A 14,166-nucleotide genomic window follows, 5' to 3' on the forward strand; every position below is an offset into this window, starting at 1 on the left:
GTCGTTGGCAGCTTTGCAGTTGGCTCGAACTCTAGTAGAGAGAGGGCTGCCCCGCAGCATTCTTCGTTTCAGATGACCAACTAGACCGGCTCGCATGTCCAAACGCCTTCCCGTATCCGCCTTCCTGATTGCAAAGGATGAAGCAGACCGAATTGGCCGCGCCATAGACAGCGTGGTGGATTGGGTGGATGAGGTCATCGTCATCGACAGCGGCTCGCAAGATGACACGGTGAAAATCGCCGAAGCGCATGGCGCCCGGGTGGTTTTCAATGCCTGGCCGGGGTATGGGCCTCAAAAACGCTTTGGCGAAGACCAATGCTGCAATGATTGGCTTCTCAATCTTGATGCTGATGAGGAAATAACTCCGGACCTCAGAACGGAAATCGAAGCGCTGTTTGAAACCAATCGGCATGAAGAAGCCGGTAGTTGGCGGATCATGATCCGGGACGTATTTGCCCACGAAAACGAACCCGCTGCCTGGGCCTACGGATACCACCAAATACGGCTTTATGATCGAAGACAGGGCCGTTTTTCACCGTCTTCAGTTCATGACACGGTTCGACCTGATAAGGACACGGTGATCAGGGAACTGTCCGGCATCATGGCCCACCGGTCCATTCGGTCGCTGGATTTTCAAGTCGGCAAATACAATCGCTACTCCAACATGCAAGTGGCCGACCTTCGCGAGCGCGGAAGACAGTTGCCCCGCTGGCGCCTCTTGGGTGAATTTCCGATTGCGTTTTTCAAGGCTTATTTTGTTCGAAAATACATGCGTTACGGCTGGTGGGGCTTCATTTTGAGCATAAATTACGCCCATGCGCGGTTTTTGCGGGTTGCCAAGGACTATGAAGCGACGCTGCTGGAGCGTAGCCCCAAAGCTGGGTCGTGATCAGAAGTTTCAAAAACGCAAAAACGAAATGTCCAGACTGGCCTAAACAGCCGCCGCCATTTTTCCTTCAGACATTTCAGGGCGATGAACTCGAATAGGCTGACGTACGCCAGCCAGTCGGTTGTACTGATCCAGACGACGAATAGTCGTTTCGGTCAGTTCGTGCCCGCGCGCCAACACCAATTCATGAGATGTTTCGGTGAGAACATCATCGACAAGAACATCGCCTTCACGCAGGTTGCGCACATAACAGAGCGTGATCTTCTTATCGTCAGATTTCAATTCACCATCCAGCAACACGCGCTTTGCCAAACGAAGAATGTCCGGATCATAAGCCTTGCCACGGATCTTGAGCGCCTCGAAAGTCGCCGCATCTGCCCCAGCCTCCGGAGACGCAACCCAGAGGTCGGTTAGCAGTCTCAGGATACGGGCATTCAGCGGAATATCCTGACCAACTGGCCCTTCTTTGGGAAATCCGGAGCCATCAAATCCACGCCCAGAGAGATACAGAACCTCAGCAACACGCTCCAGCTGAGGAATATTCTTCAATAGATCTCGCGTTTGGCGCGGTGCATCGGCCAAGACTTCACGCTGCTGCTCCGTCAATGGCTTGGCAGCACGATATCGTGACAGAATTTCCTTGGGCAACAATGCTTCCCCGAGAGGCGACAGCATGACCGCCATCTCCAGTTCCCAGGTTTTCTTGATCCCCATTGCTTTGGCGAGACGAAGTGCATTTTGCCGCATTGGGCCAGTACGACGAAACGCGTCAGCGTGAAATTGCGACAGCATGTCGATGAGGAGTTTCACCGAGCCTGCCAATGTCCGCTCCAGAACATTTCTGTCATGGACAAGCCGCCGATGATAGCCGACAGCCGCTTCAAGGGATGTTATGACATCATCGTCAGTCAAAGGCGCCACTAGCACGCTGAAAACGTGACCGGTGTTCAAAGCCTTGCGAAAAAAATCGGTAGACGCATCTTCTGTCAAAATGATGCGAGCAGAATAGGTCGAAATGGCATCGACCGCCCTGGAGAATGAAATGCCGTCGGTGTCACCGAGATCGAATCCTGAAACAACAGCAGCTGGTGTGCTGTTGCTTTTTAGCCATGCCAACGCTTTGTCAGGATCCTTGAAAGAAACAAGCTCGTACTTATCAGTGAGCAGACGTCTGAATTTCGCATGCGTCTTCGCACTCTCATCAACAACGACGATCTTTTCAGAAGCGCTCGCCATTCCCGCCCTCCGGAAAGCTGATGCAGATACGCAGCATCAACAACAACTTGAATCATATACTGAAGCTTACTTTACAACCGGAATGAGCAAAAACTCCGTTAACATCTGCAATCATTATGTATTCTTATCGAATTTTAGAAAATTTCCTCTCGGTTATTGCAAATAATAACAATGCTCAAAAACGTAAAATATAATGAGATATACGGACTTTTGCTATGAACGATAAAACAACTGATGTTTTGATTATTGGCGCAGGGGCTGCAGGTCTCTATGCAGCGGACATTCTGTCATCGAGAGGCCTCAGAGTTGACATTGCAGACCGAATGCGCGCGCCGGCCCGAAAATTTCTCTTGGCGGGTCGCGGCGGTCTTAACATTTCTCATAGTGAGGACCTGTCGAGCTTTCTCAAAAGGTACCGGGAAGCTGAAGCATTTCTGGCTCCGCACCTCCATCATTTTCAGCCAACAGCATTACGCGACTGGTGTCATTCGCTTGGACAAGCCACATTCGTTGGCTCGAGCGGGCGGGTCTTCCCGAAGGCAATGAAAGCCTCTCCACTTCTGCGGGCTCTTTTGCAACGACTGTTCAGTCATAACGTCGCGCTGCATTCCCTTCACCACTGGACTGGCCTTGGCGAGAAAAACGCTTGCACCTTCCAATTGCCAGACACGGCGACAAGAACAATTGAGGCTCGTGCCGTTCTGCTCGCCCTCGGCGGAGCATCCTGGCCACGCCTCGGCTCTGACGGAAGCTGGCAACCGATCCTGCAATCCAAAGGGGTCAGCATCGCTCCCTTCAGACCCTCAAACTGTGGGTTTAATGTTGAATGGTCCACCTTTCTGAAGACAAACTTCGCCGGAACACGACTTAAGCGCATCGCGTTGCGCTTGGGAGAGAAACGGGTTTTGGGAGAGGCACTCATCTCTGAACAGGGCATTGAAGGGGGAGCTGTTTATGCATTGTCGGCAGACATCCGGAAGGGAATCGAACAAGCAGGTAGAGCGACATTGCATGTAGATTTGCGGCCGGATTTCGATTTGGAAACTCTAACGGCAAAACTCACGAAGCCACGCGGGAAGCAGTCATTTCCAAGCTGGCTTAGAAAGGCGGCGGGTCTCGGAAAGCTTCAAATTGCCCTTCTCCGCGAAAATGGAACGCTGCCGGACACTCCGTTAGATCTGGCCCAATTGATCAAGGCCTGCCCCATTCCTCTTACCGCGCCTTATTCGATCGACCGCGCCATCTCTTCGGCCGGAGGAGTTCGATTGGATGAACTGAATGAGAATCTGATGCTTAAAAAACTCCCTGCCGTTTATGCAGTTGGCGAGATGCTTGATTGGGAAGCGCCAACCGGGGGATACTTGCTGCAGGCCTGTTATTCCATGGCCCACTCTGCGGCTACCTCCATCATCAGAGAGCTTGGCGCACCCAAGCAAAAAGAGCTTTGAGAATGACCAAACTTTACGTCGACGCTGATGCTTGCCCGGTCAAGGAAGAGGCCTTGCGCGTTGGAGAACGGCACAAAGTGCCCGTGATCTACGTCAGCAACAGCTGGATGCGGCTTCCGGACAGCCCCTATTGCGAACGTAAGATTGTTCCTGACGGCTTGGACGAAGCCGATAACTGGATCGCAGAAAATGCAACGACAGGAGATGTTGTTGTCACGGCGGATGTCCCACTCGCCTCCCGCTGCGTTGACGCTGGCGCACTGGTCATATCGCCAAACGGCAAACCTTTTCGCGAGGATGCAATGGGCATGCGCCTTGCCATGCGTGACCTTTCAACCCAGCTGCGCGAAGCAGGGGTCATCCGGGAAGGCGGACCGTCTTTCACCAAGGCAGACAGGTCTCGTTTCCTGAATCAGCTTGAGCCAGTCATGCGAGCCGCGAAACGCGCCGTGGAAAGTTGAAACACTTAGGGTCAGGACCCTAAGTTCTGCACACCTCACCAAGCGTATAACGGGTATTACTGCGCGATATATTGCAAAAATCGCATTTCGAACTTGCCGTACGTCACCTTGCCTCCTACCTATAGGGTGTTGGCCATTGGCTGACCGGGACACGAACTAGACGTGGCAAAGATTGACTTCGGCGACCGCCAGGGCGCTCTGAAATACCAAGCTTTTCCGTTTCTAAAGACTGCTCGGATTCGCGTGCTTGCTGACTTCGCAACACGCACATTAACTACGGAAAGGTATCTCCATGCGCGAGACCGGTACTATCAAGTTCTTCAACCATGATCGTGGTTTTGGCTTCATCACCCCTGAGAGCGGCGGCAAGGACGTATTTGTCCACATCACCGCATTTGAACAGGCAGGAATGCCAGCCCCTGAAGAAGGCGCGAAAATCAGCTTCGTTGCCGAAGATGACCGGCGTGGCCGCGGCAAACAGGCAGCCCAGCTCGAAGCTGCGTGAGCCTGACAGGCATACTCTCGACATTGGAACGCCGGCTTTTCAAGTCGGCGTTTTTGTTTATCGATCATAGTCCTTTCCAGTGATATCCGGTCGCGGCGCACGAGTTTCGCGCAAATCTTCCAGGATCTGCATTCGCTCCCTGCTCCGCTCCGGGTTTTGTTGAGTCACGCCAGCAATCAGCACTTCGGCAATAGCCATCAGCGCCAGTGAGGAGTCCCATGGAGTGTTCACCGCAACCCGAGCCGGGAGAACAAAACTGGCTGTTCGAGCGATCGGCGACACCCAGCTATCGGTAATGAGCGCCAGCGTGGCCCCGCGATCTGCAGCCGCATCCGCGAAATTAATCAATTCACTTTGATAACGGCGAATGTCGAATACCAGAACGACGTCCTTGGGGCCGATGCTGATCAAGAGATCCTGCCAATTCGCCTGCTGGCCACTGACATGATGGACATTCGCGCGCACAATGCGCAGGTGCGCTGCCATGTACCGGGCGAGACTGTCGGTAAACCGACCTCCAATCAGGTAAAGGTTTTTCCGATCGTCGGCCAAAAGACGAGACAGGCCTTCCAACTCCCCTTTTGGCATATGCTCAAATGTCTCCCGAACATTGTCCAGAAGAGATGAAACAAAGGGATCACCGACATCTCCATCCGCAAGCTCGGTACTGCGCGCCAGAGGAGAGTTCAGCTGACTGGCCAGTTCCTTTCGCAGGCAGTCCTGAAAGTCGGAAAAACTGTCAAATCCAAGCCGCGACACAAATCGCAGGATGGACGGTGAGCTGACACCAGCCTCTTTTGCGAATTGTGCAACCGTTCCAAGGCCTTGCAACGGATAATTTGCCAAAAGCGCATGAGCGGCCTTGCGTTCTTTGGCCGTGAACTCGTCCAGCCTGTCCCGGATATCCTCGACCAATGGCCGCTGCATCAGCCCTTCCTCCAAATAATTTTCATGGTCAACTTTATCATTGACTCTCGCGAAAAGCATGTATCAAATGATACAAATCACAAACAAGAAATACATTCTGTAACAAATATAACAAACACGATTCACTGGAAATGCAAGGGAAAATCGGATGGAGGCTCGTGCGAAACCGCACATGGAAACACCCGCAGTAGAGGTGGTCAATCGTTCCGGCGAGGGCCATATCCTGCTCGTGTGCGATCACGCCAGCAATCGGTTTCCGGCCCCTTTCGACACAACTCTCGGCATATTCGATAAAGACGCTGAGGCGCATATCGCATGGGACCCCGGCGCGGTTGGTGTGTCGCTTCAGCTCTCGCGCCTCCTTGACGCGCCGCTCGTCTATTCAACCGTCTCGCGATTGGTCATCGATTGTAATCGGGATCCATCCGCTCACGACCTCATTCCTGCGGTCAGCGAAGTTACGGAGATACCGGGAAACCGGAACCTGAGCGAGGACGAAAAACAGGCCCGGCTCAATCTGGCGCATCGCCCGTTTCATGATGCGATCTCTGATGTCATTGAAGAACGTCGGAAATCAGGTCGACCGACCGCTGTCATCTCTGTTCATAGCTACACGCCTGTTTACAAGGGCGAAGAGCGACCTTGGGAGATCGGCCTGATTGCAGCGCAAGACCGCCGGCTTATCGATCCGGCTTTGACGCTGCTGCGCGCGCAAACAGAGTTTCAAGTTGGCGACAATGAGCCCTATTCGCCAGAGGACGGTGTGTACTACACCCTGACACGTCACGGGGAAGCTCTAGGGCTCCCCAGTTTGATGATCGAAATCCGCAACAACGAAGTCGCGACAGCGGAAGCAGAAAAGCGATGGGCAGAAACCCTTGCACCAGTTCTGCAAGAGGTTGTTGGACAGGTGAACGGAGCTGCCCATGCCTAGCGTGTTGCGTTGGTTCGTTCACTCCGTCGACTGGTTTAACCGCACGTTGGGGCGGGTGATCATGTATGGCGTTTTCGTGATGGCTGCGATCCTGTTGTGGTCGTCCATTTCAAAGACGTTTTTCAATCCTTCACTCTGGACTTTGGAAGTCGCGCAGTTCGCGATGGTCACCTACTACATTCTAGGTGGTCCCTATTCCATGCAGCTTGGCTCGAACGTACGCATGGACCTCTTCTACGCGGAATGGTCGATCAAGAAGAAAGCCTGGTTCGACGCGTTCACCGTCTTCCTGCTGATGTTCTATCTTGGCGTTCTGCTCTATGGCGGTCTGACGTCTACGGCCTATTCTCTCGGTTTCTTTGGTTCAGACATGTTTGAGTTCTACGGGAAACTCATCACGGCCTTCTTCACAGGTGGGCCGGACGCTGCCGGAGAAGTGCTTGGTTATATCGAGCGCAGCCCGACCGCCTGGCGCCCCGTTTTATGGCCCATCAAGGTCATCATGTGCATCGGGTTCTTCCTCATGCTTTTGCAAAGCCTTTCTGAACTCATCAAGGACATTGCGACCATTCGCGGGGTGGAAATCTGATGTCCTATGAGTTGATCGCAATTCTGATGTTCTCGTCGATGATGCTGATGCTGCTGACCGGGCAGCGCGTTTTCGGTGCAATTGGCGGTGTTGCTGCCCTCGCTGCGCTTTTGCTGTGGGGCACCGGCGGATCGGACATTCCGTTTTCCTCGGCCATGAAGCTGATGAAGTGGTATCCGCTTTTGACGCTGCCGATGTTCATCTTCATGGGATATGTGCTGTCGGAATCCCGGATTGCCGACGACCTCTACAAGATGTTTCATGTCTGGATGGGTCCCGTCAGTGGCGGCCTTGCCATCGGCACCATCTTCCTGATGGTACTTGTCTCCGCCATGAACGGCCTGTCGGTTGCTGGAATGGCAATTGGCGCAACGATTGCCCTGCCCGAGTTGCTCCGTCGTGGTTACGACAAGCGCATGGTGACCGGTGTCATTCAGGCTGGATCGTCCCTTGGAATTCTCGTACCCCCGTCGGTCGTTCTTGTGCTTTATGCCATGATCGCCCGGCAACCGGTCGGCCAGCTTTGGCTGGCAGGTGTTATCCCCGGCCTGATGATGGCTGGCATGTTTGTGCTTTACATCGCCATTCGCTGCAAACTGCAACCGAACCTCGGGCCCGCCCTTCCTGAAGAAGAGCGAAACGTTTCCAAGTCAGAAAAATATCGGCTTCTGCTGTCCGGTGTTCTGCCACTGGTGATTTTCGGCGCAATGATGGTCCCCTTCGTCAATGGTTGGACCAGCTTGGTGGAGAGTTCCGCAATTGGTGCGCTCACGGCTTTCGTCGCCGCCCTCTTGAAGAGGCGCATGACGTGGTCGATCTTCCAGACCTGCCTGCGCAATACACTCGGCATCTCCTGCATGTTCATGTGGATCATTCTGGCTGCGCTCGGCTTTGGAGCGGTGTTTGACGGGCTCGGCGCGGTGAAGGCGATTGAAAACCTCTTTACCGAACAGCTCGGCCTCAGCCCCTGGGCCATCCTCATTTTGATGCAGCTCTCATTCATCATCATGGGAACGTTCCTCGACGACACAGCCATGCTGGTGATCGTGGCCCCGCTCTATGTTCCTCTGGTCGGAGCTCTTGAGTTCGATCTGATCTGGTACGGGGTGCTTTATACGATCACGACCCAGATCGCCTATATGACCCCGCCCTTTGGCTATAACCTTTTCCTGATGCGCGCGATGGCTCCCAAGGACATCACCATACGCGACATCTATTCCTCCATCACACCCTTTGTGCTGGTCATGGTGCTTGCGCTCGCGCTGGTCATGATCTTCCCGCAAATCGCCCTGTGGCTACCTGACTATGTCTACGGAAAGTGAGCCATGGCGAGACTGAATGAACCAACAAGAACCGGGCAAACCCGGTCAGTTCGCGGACCAACCGGCAAAGCCGGACCGCTGAACGTCCTGCAACCAACCAGAATGGGGAATGAACGATGACGAATAGACGTGATTTCATCAAAAAGGCCGGTCTTGGCACTGTTGCCGCAGCAGGCGCTTCCACACTGGCAGCTCCGGCAGTTCTCGGACAGGCGCCGATCAAATGGCGCATGCAAACCTATGCCGGCCCAGCGCTTGCCGAGCATGTCATCAAGCCGCATATCGATGCCTTCAACAAGGCTGCAAATGGCGAAATGGAAATCGAGCTTTTCTTTGCAGATCAGCTGGTCCCAACCGGTGAACTGTTCCGCGCCATGCAGCGTGGCACAATTGACGCTGTGCAATCAGACGATGACTCCATGGCCTCACCGACTGAAGTGACCGTGTTTGGTGGATATTTTCCGTTTGCCAGCCGCTATTCCCTCGATGTGCCGGTTCTCTTCAACCAATACGGCCTTAAGGAAATCTGGGAAGCTGAATATGCCAAGGTTGGCGTGAAGCACATTTCCGCAGGCGCATGGGACCCTTGCCACTTTGCCACCAAAGACCCGATCCGGTCTCTGGCAGACCTTAAGGGCAAGCGTGTCTTCACATTCCCGACAGCCGGTCGCTTCATGAGCCAGTTTGGCGTTGTTCCGGTCACGCTTCCTTGGGAAGACATTGAAGTGGCCGTTCAAACCGGAGAGCTTGATGGCATTGCCTGGTCAGGCATCACCGAAGACTACACGGTTGGTTGGGCAGACGTGACCAACTACTTCCTGACCAACAACATCTCAGGTGCTTGGGCAGGTTCCTTCTTTGCCAATCAGGAACGCTGGAACGAGTTGCCGGATCACCTGAAAACCATGTTGCAGCTGGCAATGGATGCCTCCCATTATTATCGCCAGTGGTGGTACTGGGGCGGTGAAGCATCCCTTCGCGTCAACGGCACAAAGATGCAACTCACCTCCATTCCTGATGACGAGTGGGCAACAGTTGAAGCTGCGGCTCTGAAATTCTGGGATGAAGTTGCAGCTGAATCAGAAGTGAAGGCGCAGGTCGTCGAAATCTTCAAGAAGTACAATGCCGACATGCAAAAAGCAGGTCGTCCATATCGCTACAGCTAAATCCAAGACATACTGGGACCGGCCCACCCGGGCCGGTCTCCTTATTTGATTGTACCGACCATACGAACAAACGGATCTCCCAGAATGGCTGGCACTTTGACTTTTGACGGGCTGAAACAAGCGGTTTCAAACGGCGAAATTGATACGGTCTTGGCCTGCATTGTCGATATGCAGGGCCGCCTGATGGGCAAGCGTTTTCACGCGCAGCATTTTGTCGATAGCGCGTATGAAGAAACACACTGCTGTAATTACCTGCTTGCAACTGACCTTGAGATGTACACCGTCGAAGGGTTTGCAGCGACCAGTTGGGCGGGCGGTTACGGCGACTATGTCATGAAGCCGGATCTGGAGACCTTGCGTCCCGTTCCCTGGCTTGAAGGCACTGCCATGGTCCTGTGCGACGTTCTTGATCACCATACACACAAGGACGTTCCGCACTCCCCACGGGCCATGCTCAAGCGCCAGATCGCTCGCCTTGCAGAACTCGGCTTCAATGCCAAGATGGCAACGGAACTGGAATTCTTCCTGTTTGAGAAGAGCTTCGATGAAGTGCGCCGGGATGGTTTCCGGAATTTGGAGCCGATTTCCGGATACAACGAAGATTATCACATTCTCCAGACGACCAAGGAAGAAGACGTTCTTCGCCCCGTCCGGAACCATCTCTACGCCGCGGGTGTTCCGGTCGAAAACACCAAGGGTGAGGCCGAAACCGGTCAAGAAGAGCTGAACATCAAATATGCAGCCGCCCTCAATTGCGCTGACTATCACACCATTTCAAAACATGCGGTGAAAGAAATCGCTTGGGCCAAGGGGCGCTCGGTTTCCTTTTTGGCGAAATGGCGCAGTGACAAGGTTGGATCGTCTTCCCACATCCATCAATCCCTTTGGAACGAGAAGGGTGAGAATGTCTTTTGCGATCCCAATGGGGATCTGGGCATGTCCGAAGTCATGCGGCATTACGTTGCCGGTTTGATTAAATACGCGCCGGACTACACCTACTTTCTGGCTCCCTATATCAACAGCTACAAGCGGTTCCAAAAAGGCACTTTCGCGCCCACCAAAACCGTCTGGTCGATTGATAATCGGACTGCCGGGTTCAGACTGTGTGGCGAAGGCACCAAGGCGCTGCGGATTGAATGCCGCATCGGTGGGTCGGATTTGAACCCGTTTCTCGCTCTCGCTGCCCAACTGGCTGCCGGTATCAAAGGGCTGGAGGAAAAGCTGGAACTTGCACCTCCTGCGCGCGGCGATGTTTATGATTCAAAACGCGCGCCGGAAATTCCCGGCACCTTGCGTGATGCACGCGAAACCTTGCGCAAGTCCAAGATGCTTCGAGACGCTTTCGGTGACGGGGTCGTTGACCATTATGCCCGCGCTGCGGAATGGGAAATCGAGGAATTCGACCGCGCTGTGACCGATTATGAAATCGCGCGCGGATTTGAACGCGCATAAATCTGAAACAACCACAACATCGCGCTGTTTCGAAAAGCGCGGATCTTTAGAGGTGTAAGATGAGTGACATCATCAAGCTCGTATCGCCTGTAGACGGATCGGTTTATGCCGAACGCCCTGCTTTGGACGAAGCTGCCGTTGGCCGGGTCGTCAGCGACGCTCGGGCCGCGCAAGCTGGCTGGGCCGCAACGCCCGTTTCGGAGCGCGTTGCTCTTTGCCTGAAGGCGCTGGACGCGTTGAAGGCCATGAATGATGACGTCGCGCCGGAACTGGCATGGCAAATGGGCCGCCCAATCCGTTATGGCGGTGAACTTGGCGGCACTGTTGAGCGCACCGAATACTGCGCCAATACGGCCGCGGAAGCGCTGGCCGATATCGAGCGTACGGACAAGCCGGGCTTCAAACGCTATTTGAAGCGTGTTCCGCACGGCATCGTCATGGTGATTGCGCCTTGGAACTACCCGTTTATGACGGCAATCAACACGATCATGCCTGCGCTAATGGCAGGCAATGTTGTAGTGTTGAAGCACGCCGCCCAGACCCTTCTCGTTGGTGAGCGCCTTGCTCAGGCGTTTGAGTCTGCCGGACTACCAAAAGGCGTGTTCCAAAATATTGTCCTGACACATTCCGGCACAGAAAAACTGCTCGGCTCCGGCCTCATCGACCACGTGAATTTTACCGGATCTGTTGGCGGCGGGCGCGCCATTGAAAAGGCTCTGGCAGGTACCTTCGCAACACTCGGCCTTGAGCTTGGTGGCAAGGATCCGGCCTATGTTCGCGCGGACGCTGACATTGATTACGCGGTTGAGAACCTCGTTGACGGCGCGTTCTACAATGCGGGCCAATGTTGTTGCGGCATTGAGCGCGTCTATGTGCATGAAAGCCAATTCGACCGGTTCGTTGACGGGTTTGTTGACCTAACCAAGCAATACAAGCTCGGCAATCCGTTGGATGAGGCAACGACGCTTGGACCTATGGCACAGGCCCGCTTTGCGGCCTGGATCCGCGAACAGACCGAAGAAGCTCTGCGTAAGGGCGCAAAGGCGCATATCGACATGGCAGCCTTTGGCATGAACAAGGAAGGCACGCCCTACCTTGCCCCGCAGGTGCTTACCAATGTGGATCACCAGATGTCCGTGATGCGCGAAGAAAGCTTCGGGCCTGTTGTTGGCATCATGAAAGTCAAGGATGACGCTGAAGCACTTCAGTTCATGAATGACAGCCCATATGGGCTAACCGCCTCGATCTGGAGTGAGGATGTCGACGCAGCTGCCTCCATCGCCGATCAGATAGAGACTGGAACCGTTTTCATGAACCGCTGTGACTATCTTGATCCGGCCCTTGTCTGGACCGGCGTGAAAGACACGGGCAAGGGCGCGGCCCTGTCAGAGATCGGTTTCCATAACCTGACCCGCCCGAAATCCTATCACTTCCGCGTCGAACACTAAACTCGCCGGCGCCTTACCCCTCCGCCATGACAGGCGGAGGGCATTCTTCCCACGATATTAGAGACACCGCCATGAGCGCACTTCTATCTGCAAACTGGTCCTACCCAACCGCTGTCCGGTTTGGCGCGGGTCGCATTGCTGAAATCGCAGACGCCTGCAAAGCTTCCGGAATTTCCAAGCCGCTTCTTGTCACCGACAAGGGACTGGCCAGCATGGACATCACAACCAAGACCCTCGACCTGCTTGAGGCTGCGGGTCTGGGCCGCGGACTGTTTTCCGATGTTGACCCGAACCCCACGGACAAGAACGCCGAAGTTGGCATGAAGGTTTATCAGGACGGTGGATATGACGGTGTTGTTGCCTTTGGTGGTGGTTCCGGACTGGATCTTGCCAAGGTCATCGCTTTCATGGCCGGACAAACCCGTCCGCTTTGGGATTTTGAGGACATTGGCGACTGGTGGACACGCGCAAATGCGGATGCCATCGCCCCGATTATCGCAGTTCCAACAACAGCTGGCACCGGCTCTGAAGTTGGTCGCGCGAGCATCATCACCAAGGTCGATACGGCTGAAAAGAAAATCATCTTTCACCCGAAGATGCTTCCCTCGATTGTTATCTGTGATCCGGAACTGGCCGTCGGCATGCCGAAGTTTCTGACAGCTGGCACTGGCCTTGATGCCTTTGCGCACTGCGTGGAAGCCTATTCCAGCCCGCATTATCATCCGATAAGCCAGGGCATAGCGCTGGAAGGCATGCGGCTTGTAAAAGAATATCTGCCCCGCGCTTATGCAGATGGAACCGATCTAGAAGCACGCGGCCACATGATGTCGGCAGCTGCCATGGGCGCGACCGCGTTCCAGAAGGGCCTTGGGGCCATTCACGCGCTCAGCCACCCGATTGGGGCTGTTCATCACACCCACCATGGCACAACAAACGCGGTTTGCATGCCGGCTGTTCTTCAGTTCAACAAGTCGGCGATTTCAGACCGGTTCAACCAGGCAGCGGCCTATCTCGCGATCGCTGGCGGGTTTGAAGGCTTCTGCGCTTATGTGGATGAGCTAAATGCGTCGATGAACATTCCGAAGACCTTGAGCGAGCTCGGCGTCAAGGATCCGAACATCGACGAGCTGACCGCCGCTGCCCTTCGCGACCCCAGCACCGGCGGCAACCCGGTTGAGATGACTTTCGACAACACAAAAGCGCTTTTCGAAGAGATTATGTGATTGAGCTGTCCGCTTCGATATTCGAAAACCGCATTAAAAAAGCCCCGCGGAATTGCGGGGCTTTTCGATTTGACCATAGAGGCCTTTTCTCCTCACAAACAGGCGTAGATTTCCTGTTCGCCGATCTGACCGAGGATCTTGCCATTTTGCTCGACGAGAATGGCTGAACCGTTAGCCGTTCGTTTTTGGGCAATCACCGCACGGACCGGCGTTTCGGGAGCACAGCGCGGGGCCTCCGTCAGACCGCCGGGACGCACTGGCCCCATGATGTCACGGGCTCTAAGAACATTCAGCGGGTTCATGTGGCCAACGAAGTCCGCGACATAGTCGGTTGCCGGGCGCTTGACGATCTCCTGCGGCGTGCCAAGCTGGATCACCCGCCCACCTTCCATAATGGCGATGCGTGAGCCGATCTTGGCTGCTTCATCGAGATCATGACTGACGAAAATAATGGTGCGGTTGAGTTCCTTTTGAAGATCCAAAAGCTCGTCCTGCAGACGATCACGGATCAGCGGATCAAGGGCAGAGAACGGCTCGTCCATCAAGAGAATCGGCGCATCCGTTGC

The 14,166-nt window shown here is 54.5% G+C and carries 13 protein-coding genes and 1 pseudogene; 11 read left to right on the forward strand and 3 right to left on the reverse strand.

Annotated elements, in window-relative coordinates; genetic code table 11:
• Positions 1–94: 94 nt before the first annotated feature.
• Complete coding sequence (locus TRICHSKD4_RS27405) at positions 95–889, forward strand: glycosyltransferase family 2 protein (protein ID WP_009469747.1); 795 nt, start codon at positions 95–97, stop codon at positions 887–889.
• A 42-nt stretch (positions 890–931) separates the two neighbouring features.
• Here TRICHSKD4_RS27405 and TRICHSKD4_RS27410 read toward each other — a convergent pair whose 3' ends face one another.
• Positions 932–2,125 carry an HD domain-containing phosphohydrolase gene (locus tag TRICHSKD4_RS27410; RefSeq protein WP_009469748.1) on the reverse strand — a complete coding sequence of 398 codons (1,194 nt, stop codon included), beginning with the start codon at positions 2,123–2,125 and terminating at the stop codon, positions 932–934.
• A 215-nt stretch (positions 2,126–2,340) separates the two neighbouring features.
• Here TRICHSKD4_RS27410 and TRICHSKD4_RS27415 point away from each other — a divergent pair, with 215 nt between their 5' ends.
• The 3 genes from TRICHSKD4_RS27415 (at position 2,341) to TRICHSKD4_RS27425 (ending at position 4,539) form a co-directional block, all read left to right on the forward strand.
• A complete protein-coding gene (locus TRICHSKD4_RS27415; protein ID WP_009469749.1) occupies positions 2,341–3,573 on the forward strand; it encodes a TIGR03862 family flavoprotein in 1,233 nt (410 codons plus the stop codon).
• 2 nt (positions 3,574–3,575) lie between these two features.
• Complete coding sequence (locus tag TRICHSKD4_RS27420; RefSeq protein ID WP_009469750.1) at positions 3,576–4,034, forward strand: YaiI/YqxD family protein; 459 nt, start codon at positions 3,576–3,578, stop codon at positions 4,032–4,034.
• A 292-nt stretch (positions 4,035–4,326) separates the two neighbouring features.
• Positions 4,327–4,539, forward strand: a complete 213-nt coding sequence (locus TRICHSKD4_RS27425; protein WP_009469751.1) for a cold-shock protein — start codon at positions 4,327–4,329, stop codon at positions 4,537–4,539.
• A 57-nt stretch (positions 4,540–4,596) separates the two neighbouring features.
• Here TRICHSKD4_RS27425 and TRICHSKD4_RS27430 read toward each other — a convergent pair whose 3' ends face one another.
• Positions 4,597–5,466: a MurR/RpiR family transcriptional regulator gene (locus TRICHSKD4_RS27430; RefSeq protein ID WP_009469752.1), complete on the reverse strand. Its 870-nt coding sequence runs from the start codon at positions 5,464–5,466 to the stop codon at positions 4,597–4,599.
• Between the two features lie 172 nt (positions 5,467–5,638).
• Between TRICHSKD4_RS27430 and TRICHSKD4_RS27435 the strand changes: the two genes are divergently transcribed.
• The 7 genes from TRICHSKD4_RS27435 (at position 5,639) to TRICHSKD4_RS27465 (ending at position 13,600) form a co-directional block, all read left to right on the forward strand.
• On the forward strand, positions 5,639–6,400 hold the full coding sequence (locus TRICHSKD4_RS27435; protein WP_247642878.1) for an N-formylglutamate amidohydrolase: 762 nt from the start codon (positions 5,639–5,641) through the stop codon (positions 6,398–6,400).
• Entirely contained in the window at positions 6,393–6,989 is a 597-nt protein-coding gene (locus TRICHSKD4_RS27440; protein WP_040617692.1) for a TRAP transporter small permease subunit, read from the forward strand. Before TRICHSKD4_RS27435 ends, TRICHSKD4_RS27440 begins: the two co-directional genes overlap by 8 nt.
• Positions 6,989–8,311: a TRAP transporter large permease subunit gene (locus tag TRICHSKD4_RS27445; RefSeq protein ID WP_009469755.1), complete on the forward strand. Its 1,323-nt coding sequence runs from the start codon at positions 6,989–6,991 to the stop codon at positions 8,309–8,311. The genes TRICHSKD4_RS27440 and TRICHSKD4_RS27445 overlap by 1 nt, the downstream gene beginning before the upstream one ends.
• Before the next feature lie 116 nt (positions 8,312–8,427).
• Positions 8,428–9,477: a TRAP transporter substrate-binding protein gene (locus TRICHSKD4_RS27450; protein WP_009469756.1), complete on the forward strand. Its 1,050-nt coding sequence runs from the start codon at positions 8,428–8,430 to the stop codon at positions 9,475–9,477.
• Positions 9,478–9,561: 84 nt separating this feature from the next.
• A complete protein-coding gene (locus tag TRICHSKD4_RS27455) occupies positions 9,562–10,929 on the forward strand; it encodes a glutamine synthetase family protein (protein ID WP_009469757.1) in 1,368 nt (455 codons plus the stop codon).
• Positions 10,930–10,988: 59 nt separating this feature from the next.
• Entirely contained in the window at positions 10,989–12,377 is a 1,389-nt protein-coding gene (locus TRICHSKD4_RS27460; RefSeq protein WP_009469758.1) for an aldehyde dehydrogenase family protein, read from the forward strand.
• A 71-nt stretch (positions 12,378–12,448) separates the two neighbouring features.
• Complete coding sequence (locus TRICHSKD4_RS27465) at positions 12,449–13,600, forward strand: iron-containing alcohol dehydrogenase (RefSeq protein WP_009469759.1); 1,152 nt, start codon at positions 12,449–12,451, stop codon at positions 13,598–13,600.
• A 92-nt stretch (positions 13,601–13,692) separates the two neighbouring features.
• Here TRICHSKD4_RS27465 and TRICHSKD4_RS27470 read toward each other — a convergent pair.
• Positions 13,693–14,166 (reverse strand): annotated as a pseudogene (locus TRICHSKD4_RS27470) (choline ABC transporter ATP-binding protein); the annotation flags it as partial.

Source organism: Roseibium sp. TrichSKD4, assembly GCF_000148725.1.
Taxonomy (GTDB): domain Bacteria; phylum Pseudomonadota; class Alphaproteobacteria; order Rhizobiales; family Stappiaceae; genus Roseibium.